This window comes from Hymenobacter citatus, assembly GCF_014333615.1.
Taxonomy (GTDB): domain Bacteria; phylum Bacteroidota; class Bacteroidia; order Cytophagales; family Hymenobacteraceae; genus Hymenobacter; species Hymenobacter citatus.
This window is the reverse complement of sequence record NZ_JACSCY010000001.1, coordinates 404,659-428,039: the sequence shown is the minus strand read 5'-3', so window position 1 is coordinate 428,039 and position 23,381 is coordinate 404,659. Positions and strand designations below refer to the sequence as shown.

Here is a 23,381-nt window from a genome sequence, read left to right as displayed (position 1 = left end):
ATGGTTTGGGTGGGGGCTACAGGCCGCTTTACTTTACTATTGCTTTATCAGCTTCTGCTGCGTTATATGCCCGTTTATCAGTACTTGCAGCAGGTATAAGCCTGGTTGCAAGGCGGGTAGGTTGTGTAGCACGCAGGCACCTTCGGCCAACTCATCGGGCGTGAAAGCGTGTTGATACACCTGCCTTCCATCAGTGGCTAGCAGGCAAGCGTGGCCGGTGGTAGCTGAGGCAGGCAGTTGCAGCCGTAGTGTTTCGCGGAAGGGGTTGGGCGCTACCTGCACCTGGCGGTTTTCCCGATCCTGTATGGCTACAGCCGTTACCGGCGAGTAGGCGCCGGTGCCGTCGCGGTCGAGTTGATGCAGGCGGTAGTACACCACGCCCGTTGTGGTAGGGCGGTGGAGGTAGGAATAGGTTGTACCGGTGGTTTTGCTGCCGGCCGCGTCCACGCGCCCTACCGGCACAAAGGTCTGGCCATCAGCACTCGTCTCTACCACAAAGGCGGCAGCGTTCAGCTCGCTGGCGGTATGCCACTGCAAGCGTACTATGCCGCTGGTTTCCAGGCTGCCGCTGAAGGAAGTGAGCTGCACGGGCAACACCGTCACCGAGCGGCTGTTGTATGCCACAAAAGCCACGTCACTATCACCCGATAGCTTGATCTTAAACTTGACTATTGCACCGTAGTTGTCTTTCGTGATACCAAACTTGCTGAGGTCGGCGCTCCAGAGCCGGATGGACCGCTCCGTTTTTGTAAAGTTCGACGCCAGCGTTCGGGGATTTTGGGAAGCTTCGTAGAAGTCTGCTACCCAGTCGCCTACCGATGGAAACCCTGTAGTATACGTAACGTCCACCGTATTGCCAATGAGCACGTCTGCGGCATTGTAGAAGCCGTAGGTGTCCGATAGGCTCGAATTTGGTGAGGCAATCTGCGTAACCAGAATATCCGGCACGCCATCGTTCAGGGCGGCGGCCTGTACGTCGCGCACCACAAAGGCAATATCCCCAGCGGGCAGATTGGCAATGCCCGTCCCGATATCCAGGCCATTTGGCCCATCGGTGAGGTAGGAAGCCAGATCCTTGCTGGGGGGCGGGTTGCTGGGGCCATTATCTACGCCGTCGTACAGTTGGCCCAGTCCCACTTTTGTGTTGCTGTTGGGCGTGCCAATGGCTATAACGGGCAGCGCCTGAAACCGCGCGGGCGTAATCACCAGTCCCTTATCTAGCAGTAGCTGATCGTTGACACCCGTAGAATAGCGCACGCCATTGGCCGTAAACGACAGTAGATTGTGCGAGTTCTCGGGCTTTACCGTATTAATGCTGCCTACCCCGCTCTGCCAGTAGCCACCGTAAGAGGTTACAATTTCCGTTACGTAGTTGATACTTGTGGTTTGGGCTACCGCCGGGCTTGCACAAACGCCACCAAGCAGCATACTCAGCGTAAGTCGTTTATTCATATAAGCTATAGGTTCGTGCGAAAGTATTCTCAACTCTATCTTCCCGTCCAGTTCCTTCTGGAGTACAAAGTCTTACAAACTCGTTTTTATTAAAAAACGAGCTGTACGCGTTTAGAGCAAAGGTAATGCAGTCAATTATTTATATACATATAAATAATGTAATATATCAGGCATTCCGATGGCCGACCGTCTTGTGCCGTATGGAAACAGTAATTTTTCCCATCTGAGACCCTACCCGTTGCCTGAGTAAGGCGCACCAGTAGTTGGCACTTCACCTGTCCTTCAGATGGCTTTGTGTATGTTGCCGCCCTGAACTCTTCCACGTACCTGTCTGCCTTTAGCTTATGTATGTATTGATTGTCGAAGACGAAAAAAGCCTGCACCAGGAGGTGCGCCAGTTTCTGACGCAGTCGCAGTATATCTGCGACTCGGCCCGCACCTATGCCGAGGCGTCGGAGAAGATCTTCGTGAATAGCTACGACTTTGTACTGCTCGACCTGGGCCTACCCGACGGCGACGGCCTGGATTTGCTGCGCGAAGCCAAGGAAAACGAGAACCAGGAGGCCGCCTTCATCATCCTCACGGCCCGCGGCGCCATCGACGACCGCATCAAAGGCCTCGACCTGGGTGCCGACGACTACCTCCCTAAACCTTTCTCCCTGATGGAGTTGCAGAGCCGAATGCAGGCCATCACGCGGCGCAAGTTTGGGCTGAAGCGCCAGGAAGTGGATTTTGGCAACGGCTTTCACTTGGATGTAACGGGGCGCACGCTGCACTACCAGGGCCAGGAGGTGACGCTCACCAAGAAGGAGTTTGACCTGCTGCACTACCTGCTGCTGCACAAAAACCGGGTGCTCACGCGCTTGCAGCTGGGCGAGCACCTGTGGGGCAACGTGCTGGAAGACGATTCCGACTCCAACTACATCGACGTGCACATCAAAAACGTCCGTAAAAAACTCGGCCAGTTTGCCCCCACCGATTTCCTGGAAACCGTGCGCGGCATTGGTTACCGTATTACGGAGGCTGGTTAAACGTCAGACAACCCTGTCATCCTGAGTAGAGCGAAGGACCTTATCACGTGAGAACGACTAGCGTACCAACGGCTCGTTCAACGGGCATAAGGTCCTTCGCGCTGCTCAGGATGACAGGGTTTTAGCAATAGCAAAACCATGCGGTTAGAAGCAAAGCTAGTTCTATTTAATGCGCTGTCGAAGCTGCTGCTGGTGCTGCTGGGCGTGGTGGTGCTGCCGCCCATTGTGAGCAGGGTGTCGGTGGCACACACCGACCAGCGCCTGCGCGAGAAGCAAACGGAACTGCTGGACCTGATCCGGCGCGACGGCATCTCGGCCTTTGTGCGACAAGAGCAGAACGCCGAGGCCTACGCCGATTATAACATTCTGAAGCAGGAGTATATCAGCCTCACCCCCCTACCCGACGCTACCCCCGAGGAACCCGTGCGCATGCTGGAGGAGCCGCGCCAGGTAGACAATGAGATTGAGGATTTCCGGATTCTCAGCCACGTATTCCGGCGCGGCGGGCGAGCCTACCGATTGGAAATCGGGAGCAGCCTGGCCACGGTGGAACTGCTCACCTACACGCTGCGCCACCTGGCGCTGTGGGTGCTCGTGATTGGCGCCTTGCTCACGGTGTTTACCGACGCCGCGTTTGCTCACTACCTGCTGCGGCCGTTGGGTAGGCTGATCACCCAGAAACTACAAGCGGTGAACCACCCCTCGGCGTTTCCCTTTGAGCCGCTGGCCACTACCACCGCCGACTTCCGCCGCCTCGACGACAGCCTTAACGGCATGATGCACAAGATTCAGCGGGCCTTTGCCAAGGAGCGGGAGTTTATGTCGAACGTGTCGCATGAGCTGCTGACGCCGGTGAGCATCCTGCAAACGCGCTTCGAGAACATGCTGCAAGACCCGCGCCTGAGCCACGCGCATTCCCTGAAACTGGTGGAGTCGCAGAAAACGCTCTACCGCTTGCGCAATACGGTGAAAACGCTGCTGCTCATCGCTAATATTGAAAACGAGCAGTACCTGCGCAACGAAACCGTGTCGCTGGTTACGGTGCTGGCCGATGTAACCAACGAGCTGGAAGACCGCCTGGCCCAGCGCGAGCTGAAGCTGCTAGTGGAGCTGCACCCCGATTATGTGCTTCCCAACGCCAACCGCACGCTGCTCTTTACGCTGCTGTTCAACCTGATTAGCAACGCCATCAAATACAACCGCGAGGAGGGCAGCATCACCGTGACGGGCCAGCTCCTACCCGACGGCCGCTACCGCCTGGGTGTGCACGACACCGGCCCCGGCATTGCCCCAGAAAATATCCCGCACCTGTTCGACCGGTTTCTGCGCTTCCATAAAGGCGCCGCCGCGCCAGAGGGTTACGGCTTGGGCCTACCCATCGCCAAAACCATTGCCGACTTTCACGGCGCCACCCTGCGGGTGGAGTCGACCGTAGGAGAAGGCACTACCTTTATTCTGGAGTTTGCGTGAGGTAGCGCGGCGGCTGGTCTGCCTATGGCTGCCCTGGGCAAACCATTTTAGAAAAGACGCTCGGACACAAATCAGAGCGTCTTTTTTTTGTGCTAGGCTGGCTTGGTATCGACTGGTTTCACGTAGGCTTCATTTTGCTGCGCGTAGCTTTCGGACACAGAATTTTTCTCAGGCCATGAAGAAGCTGCTGCTCTTGCTACTAGCGGTGCTACTTGGGCTGATTGGTGTGGTGTGGTACCAGCAGACAGCGCATCATCGGCTTCCCGTTAGCACCAGCATTCCTGTCATCCATAAATCTGACAATCCCGCCTTTGAGCACAAGCGCGTGCAGGCGGTGCATACAGCTATTCTGCACCACCGGCCGCAACAGTTGCTGTAGCGGCCGGGCCGGCGCACTACCTTGCAGACAGGAAAAGCCTCGTCCTTTGGACGGGGCCTTTTTTTGCGCCTGCCGTTCGGCTACCCAGGGCTGAAACCCTGGGAAACCTGCTCCGCAGTCAGCGCAAACGTCTGGACCACCTGCCATTGCTGTCCATCGTGGCGAAACAGCTGAAACGCTGCTACCTGAAACGTAGCCGCATAGGCCCGCGCCGCAAACAGCGCCCGCAATTCGGGCACTTGCTCGGCGGGTAGGTCGCGGGTGGCAAGCGTGAGGTGGGGCGTAAAGGGCCGGGTTTCGCGGGGCACTTCCGGCAGTTGCGTCGCGCACCACGCTTGCAACGCTGCATGAAAAGCCCGCACGCCTTCGTCCTCCGTCACGCGCACAAACAAGGTACGGTTACCAAACCACGCGAAATCCTGTACCCCTACCCCAAACGGCCGCTGCGCGGCGGCAAAGGCGGCCAGAGCTTGCCGGGCCTTCTGCTCGAAATCCGGGGATTGGCGCAGGGGCGGAATGAGGGTGATGTGCGGGGGTAGGCGCACAGCGTTGCGGCTACCCGTGCGCTGGTGCACCTCCTGCTTCAGCGCCCACACCTCCGATAGGGCAGGTTCGGGTAGCAACAGCGCCACTAGGTACAGCGGTTTCATGGGCACAGTAGCGGGGCCTACCTTACTCCGGGCGCGGGTCGGTGGGGGTAGCGCTGCCGATGCGGGGCGTGTGCGGATGGGTAGGGCGGCGCGGGGGTTGGTTGCCCAGCGTCAGGTCCCAGCTTTCGTTGAGCTGGCTGAGGCCGTAATGAGCCGTGAGGTCGAACTGGCAGGGTACTACAGAAATATAGTTGTTGGCCAGTGCCCACTCGTCGGTGTCCTCGCCTTGGTCCTCGTTCACGAAGTTGCCAATCAGCCAGTAATAGGGGCGGCGGTGCGGATCGTGGCGCAGGTCAAATTCTTCTTGCCACTTGGCGCGGGCCTGCCGGCACAGGCGCGTGCCCAGAATGGGCTGCTCCTGCTTCTTGGGAATGTTGATGTTCAGGGCCGTACCCGCCGGAATGCCGTGGGCCAGCGCCTGCCGGGTGAGGTGCTCTACCCACTCCTCCACATGCGAGAAATCAGCCTCGTGGCCATAGTCGCAAAGCGAGAAGCCGATGGCGGGCAGCCCTTCAATGGCCGCCTCAATAGCTGCCGACATGGTGCCCGAGTACAGCACATTCACGGAAGAGTTAGAGCCGTGGTTGATGCCCGATACCACCAAGTCGGGGTTACGGTCTTTCAGGACCATGTGCTTGGCCAGCTTCACGCAGTCGGCGGGCGTGCCGGAGCATTCGTAGGCTTCGATGCCCTCGTCGGCAAATACGCGGCTGGGGTCGAGGCGCAGGGGGTGACCGATGGTGATGGCGTGGCCCATGCCCGACTGGGGCGAGTCGGGCGCTACTACTACCACCTCACCGAGGCGGCGCATCACACGCACCAGCACGGCAATGCCGGGGGCCGTGATGCCGTCGTCGTTGGAAATCAGAATAAGCGGTTTGCGGGAAGAAGCGTCGGACACGTCGGTAAGGAAATGTTTTGGGTAGAAAAGCTCGGCTAAAGGTACGGAAGCGGGCCGCCTTCGGTCGTAAAGTTTTGGTTACATCAGCTTCTACTCAACACCAAACCGCCCGTTGCCGTAAGTCGGACATGCTACCTTCAAATTTTCTCACGTCGGGTATAGGGCCGCTGCGGGCCGCCCTGCTGCCCCTGGCGCTGCTGGCTGGGCTGGCCGCCTGCGATTCGTCTACCACACCCACGGCCTCCAGCGGCGCCTCGCCCTTTGCTGGCGACTCCCGCACCACCGACCCCGATGCGGCCGCGCAGCGCATCGCACAAACCCCCAACATGCCCGATTCGCTGCACTTGATTAGCCCTGGCCAGGCCGGGCGCCTACGGGTGCGCATGCCCGAAAAGTTACTCCTGGCCCGCGTACCCACTGATCTGCTACACAAGCTTACGCGCACAGTGGGCGACAGCACCTACCCAGCCTACGAGCTGCACGACGCGCAAGACCCATCGGCCCCGCCTACCCTGCTGGAAATGGCCGGCAGCCAGCAACGGGGATTCTACCTCCGGCGCATTGTCATCACCGATCCGCAGTACCGCACCGGCGAGGGTGTGGGCGTGGGCTCGCCCTTTGGGGCAGCGCGTCAGCTATTTGGCTTCTCGCGGGTGCGCACCACCCCCGACGGCTTCGCAGCAGTGTCCCGACAAGCCCGCATGGCTTGGCTGCTGGACGAAAATTCCCTCCCCGCCGACCACAGCAGTGACATGGAATCGGCCGAAATCCCTACTGCTACGCGTATTAAAGGGGTAGTGGTGTATTGAAATAGTGAACTAGTGAGCTTGTGAAGTGGTGAACTGGATATAGAATAGCGTCTGTCATCCTGAGCTTGCGAAGGACCTTATCACGTGAGAACGATACTCGTCATAACGACTCGTTCAGTGGGCATAAGGTCCTTCGCAAGCTCAGGATGACAGACGCTATTCTATATCCAGTTCACCATTTCACTATCTCACTAGTTCACCTCCTAGCGTCCGAAGTCGTCCTGCACGCGGACGATGTCGTCTTCGTCGGAGGGTTGCTCAGGGTCGGTGTGCTGCCAGATTTCGGCGATGATGCCCCAGTCGTCGAGGCCGATGAGGCGGTGCCGCTCGCCCTGTTGCAGGACAATCTGCTCGCCGGGCGCGTAGGTTTTCAGCTCACCTTCCTCATCAGTATCGCTGGTGATAACACCCACGGTGCCGCGCACCACGCGCCAGATTTCGGCGCGGCGGTGGTGGTACTGCCACGATAAACGCTGGTGGGGCGCTACCAGTAGGATTTTGGGGCTAAGCTTGCCCGAGATGCGCAGGCTATCCACCGACAGCCCATCGAAATAAGCATCGGCAAAGGCCTGAGCCTGCTCCTCGTCCAACACAAAGAAACCGCCCCACGGACGCGTATCGTCCCGGCGGTCAACAGTGAAGCCCTGCTGTTGCAGGTGCTCGGCTACTTCGGCAAAAAGCGCAGATTTAGCAGCGGTAGTTTCCATAAGAAGAAAAAGGGTAAAGAACCAGGTTATAAAACAGAGACTAAAGTACGCGACGGATCGACGACTGCCGGATGAGCAGGGATGGCGACAGTTGCACTTGCGTGGTCCTGCCCTTCTCGTCGCCCCCTTCCAGGGCGGTCAGGAGTGTGCCAATGATATTATCGGCCATCACCTCCATGGGCTGCGCAATAACGGTAATTGTGGGCGAATACAGCCGAAACAGGTCAGAATCGTCGAAGGAAACAATGGCAATATCCTCCGGGATGCGCAGCCCCAGGCGGCTGATAGCTTCCAGTCCATACACGCTCAGGTAGTTGGTGGAGAATAGGATAGCATCGCACAGCGGATTGCTGCGCAAAAACTCGTGCATGCGCTGAATTATCTGCTCACGCTCCAGCAGAAAATCCACCTCCAGTATCAGCTCCGTTAGGCCGTACGTGCGTATGGCCTGCGCGTAGCCCTGTTGCCGGCCCAGCATCTGGGTCTGCCCAGAGTTGATGGTCACGAAAGCCACCGACGAAAAACCCTGCATCAGCAAGTGTTGCGTGGCTTGGTAGGTGCCGGCGGCGCCGTCTACCACCACGGCATTGGCCAGCACGCCTGGCAGCATGCGGTCGAACAGTACTACAGGCTTTCCGTTGCGTACCAGGGTGCCAATTTCTTCTTCTACCCCACTGGGCGGAGCCACCACGTAGCCATCCACGTGTCGCTCCTGAAACATGGTGAGCAGGTCGCGGGTCTTGGCAGTGTCGTTGTTGGTACTACAATAAATAATGCGGTAGCCGCGCTCTAGTGCCTTCTTCTCAATCAGGCCCGCCACCGTGGCAAAAAACGAGTTGGCAATGTCCTCCACAATTAGCCCAATGACATGGGTCTTGCCCGTGCGCAGGCTTTTCGCCAACTGGTTCGGCTTGTACCCGACTTCTTCCACGTAGGCCAATACCTTCTCGGCCAGCGCATCGCTGATGCGGTTTTCTTTCGCTTTCCCGTTCAGCACCAACGACACGGTGGCAATCGACACATCCAGGTGTTGCGCAATGTCACGGATCAGGGTTTTCTTTTTCAAGTAGTTAAGGTCTGTTTTTTGGGGAAGGCCAAGGGCTGGAATTATGGTGTGCTGATTTGACTTTCAATCAATTAGTAAAAAATCAAATCAGCCTCAAAACCTTATTCACCGAGTTTGACCAATCGAATATATATAGATTAATAGCACTATTATTTTTGCCGCCAGCACAAATGCCTTGCCTTTTGATAGCCGAATAATAGCCCTATCTACAACAGGACTGTTTTGCCCACAGTTTTCGCGGCCGCTGATACCATTGAGCTTACTGAACTAGCCTATGCGCAATACCCGGCGCACTTTATACTTAGAGATTGTTTACGCTACTTAGGTATGAAGCAGTAGGCGCGCGACGTGAGAGTGGTGAAATTTCTGTCAAAACTTATGCACATTAAAGTAAAATCAATAGTTAGATAAAGCCAGACGGCTTCTTATTACTAAACAGGCCATGGCAGCAGATCTGCTGAGCAAATATGCTAAAAGCTTTTAGCTTAGGTTTGGTAGATCAAAATAAATGCTTGATATTTTCGCTCGAAAACCTTTTCAGAGCATTATGCTGCTGAACTGGCTTTTATTCGCTGCTCAGGACCTACACTCACGTTCAGCTTCTCATCAACGCGTCAGCTGCCTATTATATAGGTTGTTACAGCTGTCTTCCTACCCTGCCCCGGGTATCTGATCCGGGTAGCCCGTAGCTTTTCACGCGCTTTCCTATTTTTCGCTTTCGCTTTATTTAGCTGTTTACCTTGCTATGCTAAAACGTTTAAGTTTCTAATTGCAATCGATTTCTACAGCAGGCTATACCTATTTAATTGCTTGGGTTTGCAGCTCCTTTCACGCTTTTTCATTTTCCATTTTCCACCAATTCCTACCCTATGACCCCTTCTTTATCTGTTAAACAGTTGTGCAGGGTGCCGCTGCTGGCACTTGGCATTGCCGCGGCCGTACCGCTCACACAGGCTACGGCCAACAGCCGGGTAGCCGCCACGTTTCGCCGCGTTGATGTAACCGTACAAGGTATCGTCACCGATGATAAAGGCAATCCTCTTCCCGGCGCTACGGTAGTGCTAAAAGGGACAACGGGCGTGGGCGCCTCCTCCGATGCCGAAGGCCGCTTCTCGTTAACAGTACCTACTGGCAACGAAACCTTGGTTGTTTCCTCTATTGGGTATGTGGCCCAGGAAGTTGCCATTAGTGGTCGTACTTCGCTCACAATTAAGCTAGTGACGGATAACAAGGCACTGGATGAGGTGGTGGTAGTGGGGTACGGTACGCAAAAGCGCTCTGATATCACAGGTGCTGTAGGTAGCGTGAAAGCCAGCGAGTTGGTAGAGCGTCCTGTAGTGAACGTCGCACAAGGCCTGCAGGGTAAGGTAGCAGGCGTAGACGTCTCCTTGAACTCGGGGCAGCCAGGTGGCTCGCCCACCATCCGGGTGCGGGGCTACTCGTCTATTTCGGCTGGCAACACCCCGCTGTACGTGGTAGACGGCGTGTTTTGGGAACAAGGTATCACTACGCTCAACCCCAATGATATTGAAAGCATTGAGGTATTAAAAGATGCCTCGGCTACCGCTATCTATGGAGCACGCGGCAGCGCTGGGGTTATCCTTATCACTACGAAGCGCGGTCGTAAAGGCAGCCAAGTCTCCTACGACAACTATGTGAGTGTTAGCCAGATGGCCCGCAAGCTAGACGTGCTGAATGCTCGCGAGTTTCTAGCAATGGAGGACTTGGGATATCAGAACGTACAAAAATATGACCCGACTGGCTGGGCAGATGGCAAATATGCCAACCGGGACCCTCGTATCAAACGCCGCGCATTAGCCAATCCTAATGACCCCAGGCGTCTGTTCGACGAAAACCTGAACCCTCTCTATGATGTGGATTGGCAGAAAGAAACCACCCAGAACGGGGTAGCACAGAGCCACAACCTATCCTTCTCGGGCGGCGGCGACCAGACTACTTATGGCCTCTTTCTCAATTACACCAACGCTGAGGGCATCATTCGCGAAACCTACCAGAAGCGTTACTCAGGTCGCCTAACAGTGGACAATGAGGTAAAAAGCTGGTTGAAAGTGGGCGCAACGCTGAACTACAGCAACATTGAGGATAAAATCGGTAACAACTTCGTGGGTGGTAATAACATCCCGCGGATGATGATTGAGATGATTCCAATCATTCCAATCCAATACCCGACTGGCGCATACGGCAAGCGACAGGACTATCCCGATATGGAAGGAGGCGATAATCCTGTTGCTATTACTCGCGAAGACATCAACCTGACACGTAATCAGGTATTTGCAGGCAACGTTTACGCCAACCTGACTTTCTCTCCCAACCTAAGCTTCCGTTCGGTACTCGGTGCCAACATTAGCTCGCAGCTTAATCCTACTGCTTCGACTAATCTGATTCAGTTACGGGCAGGCACTCAGAACCTGGCAGGATTTACGGCTTACGACGGCAAGAGCATCCAGTGGCAGAACTACTTGACCTACAATAAAGTATTCGCGCAGGATCACTCAGTGAATGTAGTTGTGGGGGCGGATGCTCAACGATTCCGGTCATTGCAGGACTACACCGAGACGCGCGGCCTTTCCGACAACACATATAGCTACTATAACTTGAGTGCGGGGGCAACTCCCCAAGTACCGACATCCAACTTCGACGCCAACCAGTTCCTGTCGTTCTTCGGGCGTGCCAATTATAGCTTCAAGGACCGCTACCTGCTAACGGCTACCTTCCGCGCCGACGGAGCCTCCCGCTTTGGTGCTGATAATCAATGGGGCTACTTCCCTTCAGCAGCAGCTGCTTGGCGTATTTCGCAAGAGCCTTTCCTGGCCGATAATTCCACAATTTCTGACTTAAAGCTTCGCTTTGGTTACGGGCAGACTGGTAACAGTAGCTTCAATAACTACCAATCGCAGGCCCGTTTGGGTACTAACAGCTATATCTTCAATGGTGTACGGGTAGGTGGCACCACCATCAGCACACTCGGCAACCCTGAGCTAGGCTGGGAGCGTGCCAGCCAGTATGACCTGGGGCTGAACCTGGGCTTGTGGCAGAACCGCGTAACCTTCGAGGCTGACGTGTATTCGCGTACGACTACCGATCTGCTGCTGGCTGCACCAGTGCCACGTACCAGTGGCTATGCCAGCATTTTCCGCAACGTAGGTAGCGTCCGCAACCAAGGATTAGAATTGTCGCTGAACACGGTAAACGTGAGCGGCAAAGACTTTAACTGGTCAACCGGCTTTAATATTTCCTTCCTCAAAAACCGCGTGCTGGCACTCGGGCCAGCGGGCGACGACATCTACCCTGGTCCTAACTTCCTGAACGAAACCAACGTGCTGCGCATTGGGCAGCCAGTGGGCTCGCTCTTTGGTTTGGTACGCGCGGGTACCTGGGGAACCGACGAGGCTGACGAAGCCCGGCGGTACAATAAGCTTCCTGGTGACCTCAAGTTTGTGGATCAAAACAACGACGGTCAGATCAACGACCGTGACCGGGTAATTATTGGTAAGAGCATCCCAACGGGCTTCGGTTCCTTCATCAACAACTTCTCCTACAAAGGAATTGACTTGCTGTTTGACGTGCAGTTCACCTACGGCAACGACGTGATGAACCTCACCCACCACTCGGCCCTTGACCGCACCGATCAGGCCAACAGCTACAGCCGCGCCTATACAGAAGCCTGGACGCCTGACAACCAGAATACGATGATTGCCCAGGTACGTCCTTCCTACGTGTACTATGATTCGCGCATCGACTCCTATAAGGTAGAAGATGGCTCCTTCATTCGGGGGCGCAACGCGGTGCTGGGGTACACATTCCCAGGTGCTTTGGTAGAGCGTATCAAGCTTTCTCGCCTGCGGGTATACGTATCGGCTCAGAATTTCTTCCTGATTACCAAATACAAGGGTTACGATCCTGAAACGTCGACGTACACCAATGCCTTTGCACAAGGCATTCAATTCTTCGACTATCCGAAAGCACGCACGTTCACGGCGGGCCTCAACGTAACTCTGTAACCTACTACTTAGCTTTTATGCTTTCGTCAATTCGCTTTCGTTCCCAAGCCGCCGCGCTCTGCGCAGGCTTGCTGCTAGCCACCACTGGCTGCAATGACTTTTTGGAAGAAGACAACCGCTCGACGCTCACCCAGGCCAATTATTTCACCAACGCCACGCAAGCACAGTCGGCCATTGATGGGCTCTACAACCGCCTGCGCATCATGAACACGGATGTAGGCTACGGCGAGTCGATGTGGATAGGCGTGGAATTGATGGCTTTGCACGCCACTACCCTTGGGCAGAGCTTCAATAACAGCCAGCTCATCAACCAGAGCATCGACCCGGCCAACCCCTACTTCTCTAACATGTGGAACCTTGCCTACAACGGCATTGGGGCAGCCAACCTAGCTATTAACCGCATTCCGAGCGTTTCAATGGACGAGACGCAGAAGAAAGCGCTGCTGGGCCAAGCGTATTTCATCCGGGCGTTTCTCTACTATCACCTCGTTCGTCTCTACGGCGACGTACCACTCATCACTGCGCCTGTTGATGGTGCAAGCCCTGATCTGTATCCCAGCCGCACGCCGCAGGCTGAAGTATACAACCTGATCATTGCCGACTTGCAGGCAGCCGAGCAGGCAGGTCTGCCTGCGGTAGACCGCACGGGGCGCATCTCGCAAGGAGCTGTGAAAGCGCTGCTATCAAGTGTTTACCTGACCACAGCCGGCTACCCCTTGCAGATAAAGGCCAACTACCAAAAGGCTGCCGACAAAGCGGCTGAGCTGATTGACGCGAATCAGTATCCGTTGTTCGCGAATTATATCTCGCTGCACAACAACGCTGACAAAAACCAGGGCGAATTTATTTTGCAGGCCCAATATGCCTTCGGCATTGCCACCAATGCCATCAGTGCACAGGTGATTCCTTACTTCGTAGGCATCTCGAAATACAACGATGAGTTTGGGGCCCTTATCCCGACGCCGGGCTTCTACAACACCCACGAGCGAGGTGATTTGCGCGCACAGGAGCAGCAATTCTACTTCTCGAAGTATCCTTCTATTAAGGACCCTAGCCAAACCGTCAATTTTGGTACGCAGGCCTTGTATAAATACTTCCAGGTAGAAAGCGCCCTGGGCAACGGGGTAGGCGACGAAAACTGGACGTTACTACGCATGCCCGAGGTGATGCTGATTTATGCCGAGGCCATCAACGAGGCTAGTGGTGCTACGCCTAAAGCATACGAGCAAATCAACAAGATCCGGGCACGGGCCAAACTCCCCGCGTTGAGCGGCCTAAGCCAGGCCCAGTTCCGCGAAGCCGTATGGAAGGAGCGTTACCACGAGTTGGCCTACGAGAATAAGGCGTATTTCGACATTCAGCGCACCCGCCAAACTTACGACGTAGCCAACAACCGCTTCGTGAACGTGATAGGCTTTAAAGGTGAAGTAGGCCCGGCTTACCAAGAAAAATACCTGCTGTGGGGCATTCCTTCGGCTGAAATCAACAACAATAAAAACCTCACCCAGAACCCTGGGTGGTAAGCAGTAGAACGTCATGGCCGGGTGCGCGGCAATGGTGGGTGGTGGTTCTGGGAATTTCTGTCACCTCGCTACCCCACCCGGCCTGACGTTCTTTTTTGTATGCCTGCGGCGCAATGCGGCGTCATCCGTTTTGCTTTTTTATTCACCCTCAACGCAACCATTTGACGCATACCTCTACTTTGTTACGCTGATTGTTTCATTCAACCAACTGCATGCTAGAACTTTCGCTGGGTATTATACTCTCCGTATCGGCTATTTCTTCTGCCCCAACCACTCCAGCCGCCCGTGCTCTCCTACCCCAGCAGGCGACCGTTACACGGGACTCGCTCACGAAGAAAGGGTATACGTTGATCTTCATTTCTAAAGATCCGGCCCTGAATCCCGTCACCAAGCAACGCATGATAGATGCGTTCTACACCGTCTACCCCAAGGAAGCCAAGCGGTTCAATCCGAAAACGTTGAAGAAGGTCACCTTCATTGTTGATCCCGAGTACAAGGGCGTGGCGGCCACCCACAATGGCATTGTGCGCTACAGCCCTAGTTGGCTGCGCGACCACCCCGAGGATATTGACGTGGTAACGCACGAGGTAATGCATATTGTGCAGGGCTACCCCGGCGGCTCGCTGGGCTGGCTCACGGAAGGCATTGCCGACTATACGCGCTACGCGCTTGGCATCAACAACGAGGCAGGCAACTGGAAACTGCCCGACTACAAAGAAGGCCAGAGCTACACCAACAGCTACCGCATTACGGCCCGCTTTCTGGCGTGGCTGGAGCAAAACGGCTACCCCAAAATTGTGAACGAGATGGACGCCGCCCTGCGCGCGCACGCTTACTCACCGGAACTGTGGAAGCAAAAAACCGGCAAAACGCTAGATGAATTGTGGGCCGCCTATACCGCCAACCCTACGGCCGTGAAGCTAGCCTATAAGTAATCTGTTTGCATGAAAAAAACAGAACATCATTTCGACCAGCGGGCGTAATCTCGCGTGCTAACGCAAGCTAGTATCTAGTAGCAGCACGCGAGATTACGCCCGCTGGTCGAAATGATGTTCTTTACATACCCTTTTGTTATCCTACTCTTTCCCTAACCGAATGCCTAAACTCTTTCCTGTTCTTTCTGCCTTGCTGCTGACGGCGGCTCCTGCCCTGGCGCAGGGGCCGGTGGCAACGAAAGACTACGCTCAATGGGTGAATCCCATTATCGGCACCGACTCCAAACCGAGCCTGTCGAATGGCAACACCTACCCGGCTATTGCCCTGCCCTGGGGCATGAACTTCTGGATGCCGCAGACCGGCAAAATGGGCAACGGCTGGGCCTACCAGTACTCGGCCGATAAGATCCGGGGCTTCAAGCAGACGCACCAGCCCTCGCCGTGGATGAACGACTACGGGCAGTTTGCCATCATGCCCATCACCGGCAAGCGGGTATTTGATGAGGATGCGCGCGCCAGTTGGTATTCGCACAAGGCCGAGGTAGCCGAGCCCAACTACTACAAGGTGTACCTGGCCGACCACGATGTGACGACCGAAATTGCGCCCACCGAGCGGGCGGCTAGCTTCCGCTTCACCTTCCCCAAAACCGACAGCGCCTACGTGGTAATTGATGCCCTGGACAAGGGCTCAATGGTGAAGATCCTACCCCAGCAGCGCAAGATTGTGGGCTACACCACTCGCAACAGCGGCGGCGTGCCCAAGAACTTCAAGAACTACTTCGTCATTGAGTTCGACCACGATTTCACCAGCACGGCCGTGTTCAAGGACAAGGAGCTGGCTGTGGGCTTGCTGGAAGCTACCGTGAACCACGCCGGCGCCGCCGTGGGCTTTAAAACCCGCAAGGGTGAGCAGGTGAATGCGCGGGTGGCTTCGTCGTTTATCAGCCCCGAGCAGGCCGAGCTGAACCTGAAGGAAATCGGCGACCAGGACCTGGAGGCCGTGCGCCAGAAGGGCCGCGAGGCCTGGAACAAGACCCTGGGCCGCATCGACATTGAGGGCGGCACTGCCGACCAGAAGCGCACCTTCTACTCTTGCTTGTACCGTGCGTTGCTGTTCCCGCGCAAGCTCTACGAGCTGGACGCCAACGGCAAGGTGATGCACTACAGCCCCTTCAACGGGGAGGTGCTGCCGGGCTACATGTATACGGATACGGGCTTCTGGGACACGTTCCGGGCCTTGTTTCCCTTCCTGAATCTGCTCTACCCCGACCAAAACGCGGAGATGCAGCAGGGCCTGGCCAACGACTACAAAGAAGGCGGCTGGCTGCCGGAGTGGGCCAGCCCCGGTTTGCGCAGCGTGATGGTGGGCAACAACTCGGCCTCCGTGGTGGCCGACGCCTACCTGAAAGGCATTCGGGGCCAGGACATGGAGGTGCTGTATGAGGCCCTGGTGCACGGCGCTAATAACGAAGGTCCGCTGGACGCTGTGGGCCGCAAGGGCGTGCAGTACTACAACAAGCTGGGCTACGTGCCCTATGATGTCAAAATCAAGGAAAACGCGGCCCGTACGCTGGAATACGCCTACGACGACTTCACGATTTCGCAGCTGGCAAAAGCCCTGGGCAAGCCCAAGAAAGAGGTGAACCTCTACGCCAAGCGCAGCCAGAACTACCGCAACCTGTTCGACAAGCAGGTAGGGCTGATGCGCGGCAAAAACCAAGACGGCAGCTGGGCACCCAACTTCAGTCCTTTTAAGTGGGGCGACGCCTTCACGGAGGGCAACAGTCTGCACTACACGTGGTCGGTATTCCATGATGTGGCGGGCCTGATGGACCTGATGGGCGGCAAGCAGAAGTTTGTGCAGACGCTGGATACCGTGTTTGCCCTACCCCCCGTGTTCGACGACTCGTACTACGGCGGTACCATTCACGAAATCAGAGAGATGCAGATTGCGGGCATGGGCAACTACGCCCACGGCAACCAGCCCATTCAGCACATGATTTACCTGTATAACTACGCCGGCCAGCCCTGGAAGGCGCAGTATTGGCTGCGTGAGGTAATGAACCGCCTCTACCTACCCACCGCCGACGGCTACTGCGGCGACGAAGACAACGGCCAGACCTCGGCCTGGTATGTGTTTACAGCGCTGGGCTTCTACCCCGTGTGCCCCGGCACCGACCAGTACGTGCTGGGCGCGCCGCTGTTCCCCAAAGCTACCCTGCACCTGCCCTCGGGTAAGGACATCGTGCTGAACGCCCCCAAGAACTCCGACGAGAACCGCTACGTGAACCAGCTGACCGTCAACGGCAAATCCTACGACAAAACCTGGCTCAGCCACGAGGAGTTGCTGAAAGGCGCTACCCTGGACTTCGATATGACTTCTACCCCCAATAAAACCCGAGGTACTAGCAAGGACGCCGCGCCGTTCTCTATGTCGAAGTATAAATAATTCGTTGATTTGAAGCGAGGACCGTCATGCTGAGCTTGTCGAAGCATCTCGCGTGCTGATGAAAGATAGTATCTGTCGTCAGCACGCGAGATGCTTCGACAAGCTCAGCATGACGGTCTTTAAGATTAAAATATTAGCTCCATTAAGCGCGTTTTAAGCGACACGCTCTTGTTACCCACCATTTCCCATGAACCGCAGAAATTTCCTTCACGGCTTTTCCCTTCTTACCACCAGCGTTTTCTTCAACCAGTATTCCTTTGCCGGCACCGCGCCTAAGTTTCCGGTGGTGCGGCCAACGGCCGATAAGCGTCGTTTCCGCAGTAAGGCCGTGGAGGCGGCTATTTCGGAGTTTCAGAAAAAGGTGAAGGACGAGGAGTTGGGCTGGCTGTTCAACAACTGCTTCCCTAGCACCCTGGATACCACCGTGACCCACGGCACCCGCGACGGCCGCCCCGATACCTACGTCATCACCGGCGACATCGACGCGATGTGGCTGCGCGACTCCTCGGCCCAGGTGTGGCCCTACCTCCAGCTGGTGGGCAAGGATGCCGAGCTGCGTCAGCTGATTGCCGGCGTGATTAACCGTCAGACCAGCTACATCCTGAAGGACCCCTACGCCAATGCCTTCTACGACGACCCCAACAAGGTAGGCGAGTGGAAATCCGATAAGACCAACATGAAGCCCGGCGTGCACGAACGCAAGTGGGAAATCGACTCGCTGTGCTACCCCATCCGCCTGGGCTACCACTACTGGAAGACCACCAACGACACCAAGCCCTTCGACCAGCAGTGGCAGCAAGCCATTAAAACGGTGCTGCAAACCTTCCGGGAGCAGCAACGCAAGGACGACCGTGGCCCCTACTCCTTCCAGCGCGAAACCACCAACGCCACCGATACCCAGCCCATGAAGGGCTTTGGCTATCCCATCAAGCCGGTGGGCCTGATTTGCTCGGCCTTCCGCCCCAGCGACGACGCCACGCTGTACTCCTTCCTGGTGCCCAGCAACTTCTTCGCGGTGGTGAGCCTGCGCCAAGCCGCCGAGATGATGACCAAGCTAGCCAAGGACCAGAAAACCGCCCAGGACCTCACGGCCCTAGCCACCGAGGTAGAAACGGCCCTGAAGCAGCACGCCATCGTGAACCACCCGAAATACGGCAAAATCTACGCCTACGAGGTAGACGGCTTCGGCAGCCAGGTGTTGATGGACGACGCCAACGTGCCCAGCCTGATTGCCCTACCCTACCTGGGTGCCATGCCCGTATCGGACCCAGTGTACCAGAACACCCGCAAGATGTTGCTTTCCGAGGATAACCCGTTCTATTTTAAGGGTACGGCCGGCGCAGGTATTGGCGGGCCGCACGTGGGTCAGGACATGATCTGGCCGATTGGCCTGGTTACGCAGGGCCTCACCAGCACCAGCGACGCCGAAATCAAGCAGTGCATTCAGACGCTGAAATCCACTCACGCCGGCACCGGCTTCATGCACGAATCCTTCAATAAGGACAATCCGGAGAAGTTCAGCCGCTCATGGTTTGCCTGGGCAAACACGATTTTCGGAGAGTTTTTGTGGAAGACCTATAAGGAAAAGCCGCAGCTGCTGGCGTAGCTGTTTGCGGCATTTAGACCGTCTTTTAGATAGAACGTCATTTCGACCAGCGGGAAGAATCTCGCGTGCTCCGGTAATCAGTAGCCGGTGTCAGCACGCGAGATTTCTCCCGCTGGTCGAAATGACGTTCTGCTTTTTTCTGCTGTTCTGTTTTCATAGTTACAGCAGCCAAAACCTTGTTAAACCCGTCGCTCGACTGCACTTCTCCGTACAACCTGCGCCGCTGGCTCGGCTTTTCTACTTCTGACTCTACCTTCTTCCTGCATGGCTTCTGCGAACGACCCTACCATCCATTCTTGGATTGATATTCCGCCTACCAGCGACTTTCCCATCCAAAACTTACCCTTTGGCATTTTTGAAACCGAGGAGCGGGGCGCCCGCGTGGGTGTGGCCATTGGCGGCTACGTGCTCGATCTGTATGCTGTGAGCCAGTGGGGCTTCTTTGATGACTTGGACCTGAAAGGGCAGCCCAAGGTATTTCGGCGCCGGTCGTTGAATGCCTTTATCCGGCTGGGCCGCCCCGCTTGGCGGGCCGTGCGTGAGCGGGTGAGCGAGCTGCTGCGCCACGACAACACCGTGTTGCAAAGTCCCGAGGTAATGCGCGATTGCCTGCTACGTCAAACGGAAGTGCAGCTACTGCCCCCGGTGAAGCCGCGCCAGTTTGTGCGCTTTACCAACCAACTGGTTGCCAGTACACCTGCCGATGCAACTAGCCCTGCCCCTACGGGCAGCTATGCCCCGGCGGGCAGCTTGGTAGCTTCGGGCGGGCGCGTGCGGCGCCCCACGCGTACCTACCTACTCGATGCCGAAGATACCCTACGTGGCCCCGTGCAGCGCCTCGACTTTGAGGTGCAACTGGGCTTTGTAGGCGGCCAAGCTACTGATCTAGGAACGCCACTATCAGTAGAACAGGCCGAAGAAACGCTATTTGGCCTGACGCTAGTACTAGGCTGGTATGCCCACGACTTATGCCGGGGCTCGGCGCCGGCACCGTTGTTAGACCGCAGCTTCGGTAGCACTATCTCGCCCTGGGTAGTGACGTTGGACGCGCTGGAGCCCTTCCGGGTGGCCGGGGCACCCCAGCTGCCAGAGCCAGAGCCACACCTGCGCCAACACGGTCAGCATCATGTGGCTGTGCAGTTGGAAGTAGCCTTGCAGCCCGCCAACGGCCCCGAAACAGTTATAGCCTCTCCCACCACCCGCAGCCTGTACTGGAGCATGGGGCAGCAACTAGCCTACCTCACCAGCAGTGGCACTCCCTTGCTGGCCGGTGACCTCTACACCAGCGGCACTGTGGTCAATGGCAGTCTATACGACCTCACCGCCGGTGGTACGCATCCCCTCGTCCTCAACGACACTACCATGCGCATCTTTCTGGAAGATGAAGATAGGGTAATAGTACGCGGATATGGCGGGCCAGACAACGTACGAATCGGATTTGGAGAAGTATCCGGCAGTATCTTTTACTAGAGTTACCCTCGTGCTTGAGCATATCGGGTTTTACTGCCATACATTGTACAGAAAGAATCTCAGTGATAACTTGCTACAATATTCAAAAGTAATTAGCGCAAATTATACATAGAAGTTATTTACGCTAATTACTTTTTAGTTTATCCGACTTGCTTTCCAACGTAATGGCACACGTATCTCTTGCAGAAAATTCTCCTGTACAACGAAATAAGGTCTTTGAATTTAATCTTGAAGGATTACGTGGCTTTGCTGCTTTACTTGTTGTTTGGCATCATATCATATACCACCGCTTCTGGCTGGATCCGCATTATCAACCAGAAGGATATTTTGCCTTTAATCCCCCAGGACGCTTAAGTGTACTTGTATTTTTTGTATTATCAGGCTACGTTATTGCTATTGCAAATCCTACCCCATTAACAAAAAAACAAATCCTACCCTATTTAAAAAAACGCTTTACCAGAATATATCCTATATACTTTCTATGCGTTTTGGCTGCTCTTGCAGCGGCCAAAGGCAGCTATCCTACATATACTATACTAACTAATATAACAATATTACAAAACAACTCCACTCCTATCATTTTTGAAATAAACCCTATCTGGTCTTTGCATTTTGAAGTGCTTTTCTACCTTGCTTTTATTCCACTATCTTTTTTTCGAATAAATCCTTTATTTATCACACTACTATGCTTTTTAATAGTTGGTATACGGCTATTCATCCCATTGCCATTCGATTTCTCCTATCCTCTCTACTTTCTCTTTTGGTTGACAGGGGTTACACTAGCGAAGAATAAATTCAACAGAACCCTACCCTCGTTTACCCTGATGACGAGCATGTTATTTTTATTATTATCGCTTGAACATCTCAACCCATTTAAAGATATTTTAACTGTTATACTCTCCAAATTTTATCCTATTGCCGTAGATAAGCTGAGTCCCTTATTGAACTTGACCGATTTTTATCAATTGCTTTATTTTGCTATGATTATATTCGTATTCACGAATAAAAATAATATATTTTTATCTCTATATAAATTCATTTTGATAACAGCACCTTTGTACACAACCTATTACATATTTGCAGAAAATCGAATCGCGTCAGACCATACACTGGCTTTGCCTGTTGTCTTTTATATAACTTCTTTGTTGTTATACATAGCACAAAATAAGCTAAATACTATATTTCATAAAATCATTAATTTATTATCCAAAGCCGGATCTATTTCTTACGGATTATATCTAATTCATTTTCCAATTCTGGCTTTATTCATGAGAGTAGAGTTACTTTCTGGCACTCGCTTTACATTTGCCTTACGCTTATTATTATTTGTACCGCTTTCATTATTAGCCTCCTATATTCTCGAAAAGAAGTTTCAGCCCTGGATACGAAATAAACTTTATAGTATCTGAAGAAAATTTACAAGTTACCGGCGTGCACAGATCTACTATATAGAATTACTTATTCGCATAGGATACAACCGCACAGAGGCGGTTTCTACCCTCCACAATCTTGCGGTAGAGGAGCGCAGGCATGCCGCGCGTAGCTGCGTACTTCCCTCAGCTATGCGCGGCATGCCTTCCGTATAAACACCTATTTATTGCGCGATTAACCGCAGTTTCACAACCCTATCTGTGCACCTACTGGTACTATGTAACCACAGCAGCAGGCAGTGCTTGCACAGATGCTGCGTGTAGATATTGCATTGCTCGTATCCACTCCTACCCTTTCTACTCCAAAACCAACGCCTATGCTTGCCATGGAATACCGCGGCCCCAAGAGGGTCCGAGCCGTTCAGAAACCAATGCCCGAGATCAAGCATCCGGAGGATGCTATTGTGCGCGTTACCCGCTCCTGCATCTGCGGATCTGACTTACACTTATACAACGGCAACGTGCCCGATACGCGCGTGGGCTCTACCTTCGGCCATGAGTTTGTGGGGGAAGTAGTGGAAATCGGCCCCGATGTCACGAATATCAAAGTAGGCGACAACGTTATTGTTCCCTTCAATGTGTCGTGCGGACGGTGCTACTTCTGCCAGCAAGGGATGTTTGGTAATTGCCACCAAGCCAATGCTATGGCTACGGCCGTAGGCGGCATCTTTGGCTACTCGCACACCGCTGGTGGCTTCGATGGTGGCCAGGCCGAGTATGCCCGCGTGCCCTACGCCAACGTGGGCCCTACCGTTATTCCGCCCGGCATGGACCTAGACGATGCCGTGCTGCTCACGGACGTGGTGCCCACTGGCTACCAGGCCGCCGAAATGGCTGGTATTCAAAAGGGTGATACGGTACTGGTATTTGGGGCCGGGCCGGTTGGCATTATGGCGGCCCGGTGCGCTTGGCTGTTTGGGGCTGGCCGTGTGATTGTGCTCGACAAAGAAGACTACCGTCTGGAGTTCGTGCGCAACTACGCGCCTTGTGAGGCCTACAACTTCGAGGAAATTGGCGACCCAGTGTTGTTTATTAAGAAGCAAACCGACTGGCTGGGAGCCGACTGCGTGATTGACGCGGTAGGCGCCGAAGCGGCTGGCAACGTGCTGCAAACCATTACGGGTCGCAAAACTCTATTGCAGGCGGGCTCGGCCACGGCGCTGCACTGGGCTATTAATGCCGTAAAGAAAGGCGGCGTGGTGTCGATTGTGGGGGTGTATGGCCCTACCGACAACTTGGTGCCCATTGGCAATGCCATGAACAAGGGCCTAACTATCCGAGGCAACCAGACCTCGGTGAAGCGCCTGCTTCCGCGCCTCATCGACCACGTGCAGAGTGGCCGACTCAACCCCAAGGCCCTCATCACCCACCGCCTGCCAATGGAAGAAGTAGCCGATGGCTACCGCTTGTTCTCCGCCAAGCTGGACAACTGCATCAAGCCGATTCTGATACCCCCGACCGTTACTAAATAACGCCTCCTC

17 protein-coding genes are annotated in these 23,381 nt (G+C 55.0%); 12 read left to right on the top strand and 5 right to left on the bottom strand.

Translation table 11 applies throughout. The annotated features are described in order from the left end of the window. Positions 1-36: 36 nt before the first annotated feature. Positions 37-1,452: a T9SS type A sorting domain-containing protein gene (locus H8B15_RS01745; RefSeq protein WP_187317927.1), complete on the bottom strand. Its 1,416-nt coding sequence runs from the start codon at positions 1,450-1,452 to the stop codon at positions 37-39. A gap of 344 nt (positions 1,453-1,796) precedes the next feature. Here H8B15_RS01745 and H8B15_RS01740 point away from each other — a divergent pair, with 344 nt between their 5' ends. The 3 genes from H8B15_RS01740 (at position 1,797) to H8B15_RS01730 (ending at position 4,332) form a co-directional block, all read left to right on the top strand. Beyond that, positions 1,797-2,483 (top strand): response regulator transcription factor, encoded by a 687-nt coding sequence (locus H8B15_RS01740; RefSeq protein WP_187317926.1) that lies wholly within the window; start codon positions 1,797-1,799, stop codon positions 2,481-2,483. 138 nt (positions 2,484-2,621) lie between these two features. Further along, complete coding sequence (locus H8B15_RS01735; RefSeq protein WP_187317925.1) at positions 2,622-3,953, top strand: sensor histidine kinase; 1,332 nt, start codon at positions 2,622-2,624, stop codon at positions 3,951-3,953. A 175-nt stretch (positions 3,954-4,128) separates the two neighbouring features. Next, complete coding sequence (locus H8B15_RS01730; RefSeq protein ID WP_187317924.1) at positions 4,129-4,332, top strand: hypothetical protein; 204 nt, start codon at positions 4,129-4,131, stop codon at positions 4,330-4,332. An 80-nt stretch (positions 4,333-4,412) separates the two neighbouring features. On the opposite strand, the gene H8B15_RS01725 is transcribed toward H8B15_RS01730, so the two are convergent. Both H8B15_RS01725 and surE read right to left on the bottom strand, forming a co-directional pair. Then, the gene (locus H8B15_RS01725) at positions 4,413-4,982 is read right to left on the bottom strand and encodes a 2'-5' RNA ligase family protein (protein ID WP_187317923.1); all 570 of its coding nucleotides are present in this window, start codon (positions 4,980-4,982) and stop codon (positions 4,413-4,415) included. 22 nt (positions 4,983-5,004) lie between these two features. Continuing rightward, entirely contained in the window at positions 5,005-5,883 is an 879-nt protein-coding gene (surE, locus tag H8B15_RS01720) for a 5'/3'-nucleotidase SurE (protein WP_187317922.1), read from the bottom strand. A 128-nt stretch (positions 5,884-6,011) separates the two neighbouring features. On the opposite strand from surE, the gene H8B15_RS01715 reads away from it, so the two are divergent. Beyond that, the gene (locus H8B15_RS01715; protein ID WP_187317921.1) at positions 6,012-6,692 is read left to right on the top strand and encodes a hypothetical protein; all 681 of its coding nucleotides are present in this window, start codon (positions 6,012-6,014) and stop codon (positions 6,690-6,692) included. A gap of 203 nt (positions 6,693-6,895) precedes the next feature. Here the strand turns inward: H8B15_RS01715 and H8B15_RS01710 are convergent, their stop codons facing one another. Then, positions 6,896-7,399 (bottom strand): cupin domain-containing protein, encoded by a 504-nt coding sequence (locus H8B15_RS01710; RefSeq protein ID WP_187317920.1) that lies wholly within the window; start codon positions 7,397-7,399, stop codon positions 6,896-6,898. Between the two features lie 40 nt (positions 7,400-7,439). Beyond that, entirely contained in the window at positions 7,440-8,465 is a 1,026-nt protein-coding gene (locus H8B15_RS01705) for a LacI family DNA-binding transcriptional regulator (RefSeq protein ID WP_187317919.1), read from the bottom strand. Between the two features lie 869 nt (positions 8,466-9,334). Here H8B15_RS01705 and H8B15_RS01700 point away from each other — a divergent pair. From H8B15_RS01700 to H8B15_RS01665, 8 genes are all read left to right on the top strand, one after another. Beyond that, on the top strand, positions 9,335-12,487 hold the full coding sequence (locus tag H8B15_RS01700; protein WP_187317918.1) for a SusC/RagA family TonB-linked outer membrane protein: 3,153 nt from the start codon (positions 9,335-9,337) through the stop codon (positions 12,485-12,487). Between the two features lie 17 nt (positions 12,488-12,504). After that, entirely contained in the window at positions 12,505-14,010 is a 1,506-nt protein-coding gene (locus tag H8B15_RS01695; protein ID WP_216859036.1) for a RagB/SusD family nutrient uptake outer membrane protein, read from the top strand. Positions 14,011-14,222: 212 nt separating this feature from the next. Then, positions 14,223-14,945 carry a basic secretory protein-like protein gene (locus tag H8B15_RS01690; protein WP_187317917.1) on the top strand — a complete coding sequence of 241 codons (723 nt, stop codon included), beginning with the start codon at positions 14,223-14,225 and terminating at the stop codon, positions 14,943-14,945. Positions 14,946-15,105: 160 nt separating this feature from the next. After that, positions 15,106-17,394: a GH92 family glycosyl hydrolase gene (locus H8B15_RS01685; RefSeq protein ID WP_187317916.1), complete on the top strand. Its 2,289-nt coding sequence runs from the start codon at positions 15,106-15,108 to the stop codon at positions 17,392-17,394. Positions 17,395-17,581: 187 nt separating this feature from the next. Continuing rightward, positions 17,582-19,000, top strand: a complete 1,419-nt coding sequence (locus tag H8B15_RS01680; RefSeq protein ID WP_187317915.1) for a glycoside hydrolase family 125 protein — start codon at positions 17,582-17,584, stop codon at positions 18,998-19,000. A 264-nt stretch (positions 19,001-19,264) separates the two neighbouring features. Next, entirely contained in the window at positions 19,265-20,470 is a 1,206-nt protein-coding gene (locus H8B15_RS01675; protein ID WP_187317914.1) for a fumarylacetoacetate hydrolase family protein, read from the top strand. Between the two features lie 164 nt (positions 20,471-20,634). Then, on the top strand, positions 20,635-21,879 hold the full coding sequence (locus tag H8B15_RS01670; RefSeq protein WP_187317913.1) for an acyltransferase family protein: 1,245 nt from the start codon (positions 20,635-20,637) through the stop codon (positions 21,877-21,879). 338 nt (positions 21,880-22,217) lie between these two features. Continuing rightward, complete coding sequence (locus H8B15_RS01665) at positions 22,218-23,372, top strand: zinc-dependent alcohol dehydrogenase (protein ID WP_187317912.1); 1,155 nt, start codon at positions 22,218-22,220, stop codon at positions 23,370-23,372. The last annotated feature ends 9 nt before the right edge of the window (positions 23,373-23,381 follow it).

What these genes read in the sequence shown, in the direction of transcription:
- H8B15_RS01745 (WP_187317927.1), bottom strand. Translation starts at nt 1,452, where the DNA reads ATGAATAAACGACTTACGCTGAGTATGCTGCTTGGTGGCGTTTGTGCA.
- H8B15_RS01740 (WP_187317926.1), top strand. Translation starts at nt 1,797, where the DNA reads ATGTATGTATTGATTGTCGAAGACGAAAAAAGCCTGCACCAGGAGGTG.
- H8B15_RS01735 (WP_187317925.1), top strand. Translation starts at nt 2,622, where the DNA reads ATGCGGTTAGAAGCAAAGCTAGTTCTATTTAATGCGCTGTCGAAGCTG.
- H8B15_RS01730 (WP_187317924.1), top strand. Translation starts at nt 4,129, where the DNA reads ATGAAGAAGCTGCTGCTCTTGCTACTAGCGGTGCTACTTGGGCTGATT.
- H8B15_RS01725 (WP_187317923.1), bottom strand. Translation starts at nt 4,982, where the DNA reads ATGAAACCGCTGTACCTAGTGGCGCTGTTGCTACCCGAACCTGCCCTA.
- H8B15_RS01715 (WP_187317921.1), top strand. Translation starts at nt 6,012, where the DNA reads ATGCTACCTTCAAATTTTCTCACGTCGGGTATAGGGCCGCTGCGGGCC.
- H8B15_RS01710 (WP_187317920.1), bottom strand. Translation starts at nt 7,399, where the DNA reads ATGGAAACTACCGCTGCTAAATCTGCGCTTTTTGCCGAAGTAGCCGAG.
- H8B15_RS01700 (WP_187317918.1), top strand. Translation starts at nt 9,335, where the DNA reads ATGACCCCTTCTTTATCTGTTAAACAGTTGTGCAGGGTGCCGCTGCTG.
- H8B15_RS01695 (WP_216859036.1), top strand. Translation starts at nt 12,505, where the DNA reads ATGCTTTCGTCAATTCGCTTTCGTTCCCAAGCCGCCGCGCTCTGCGCA.
- H8B15_RS01690 (WP_187317917.1), top strand. Translation starts at nt 14,223, where the DNA reads ATGCTAGAACTTTCGCTGGGTATTATACTCTCCGTATCGGCTATTTCT.
- H8B15_RS01685 (WP_187317916.1), top strand. Translation starts at nt 15,106, where the DNA reads ATGCCTAAACTCTTTCCTGTTCTTTCTGCCTTGCTGCTGACGGCGGCT.
- H8B15_RS01680 (WP_187317915.1), top strand. Translation starts at nt 17,582, where the DNA reads ATGAACCGCAGAAATTTCCTTCACGGCTTTTCCCTTCTTACCACCAGC.
- H8B15_RS01675 (WP_187317914.1), top strand. Translation starts at nt 19,265, where the DNA reads ATGGCTTCTGCGAACGACCCTACCATCCATTCTTGGATTGATATTCCG.
- H8B15_RS01670 (WP_187317913.1), top strand. Translation starts at nt 20,635, where the DNA reads ATGGCACACGTATCTCTTGCAGAAAATTCTCCTGTACAACGAAATAAG.
- H8B15_RS01665 (WP_187317912.1), top strand. Translation starts at nt 22,218, where the DNA reads ATGCTTGCCATGGAATACCGCGGCCCCAAGAGGGTCCGAGCCGTTCAG.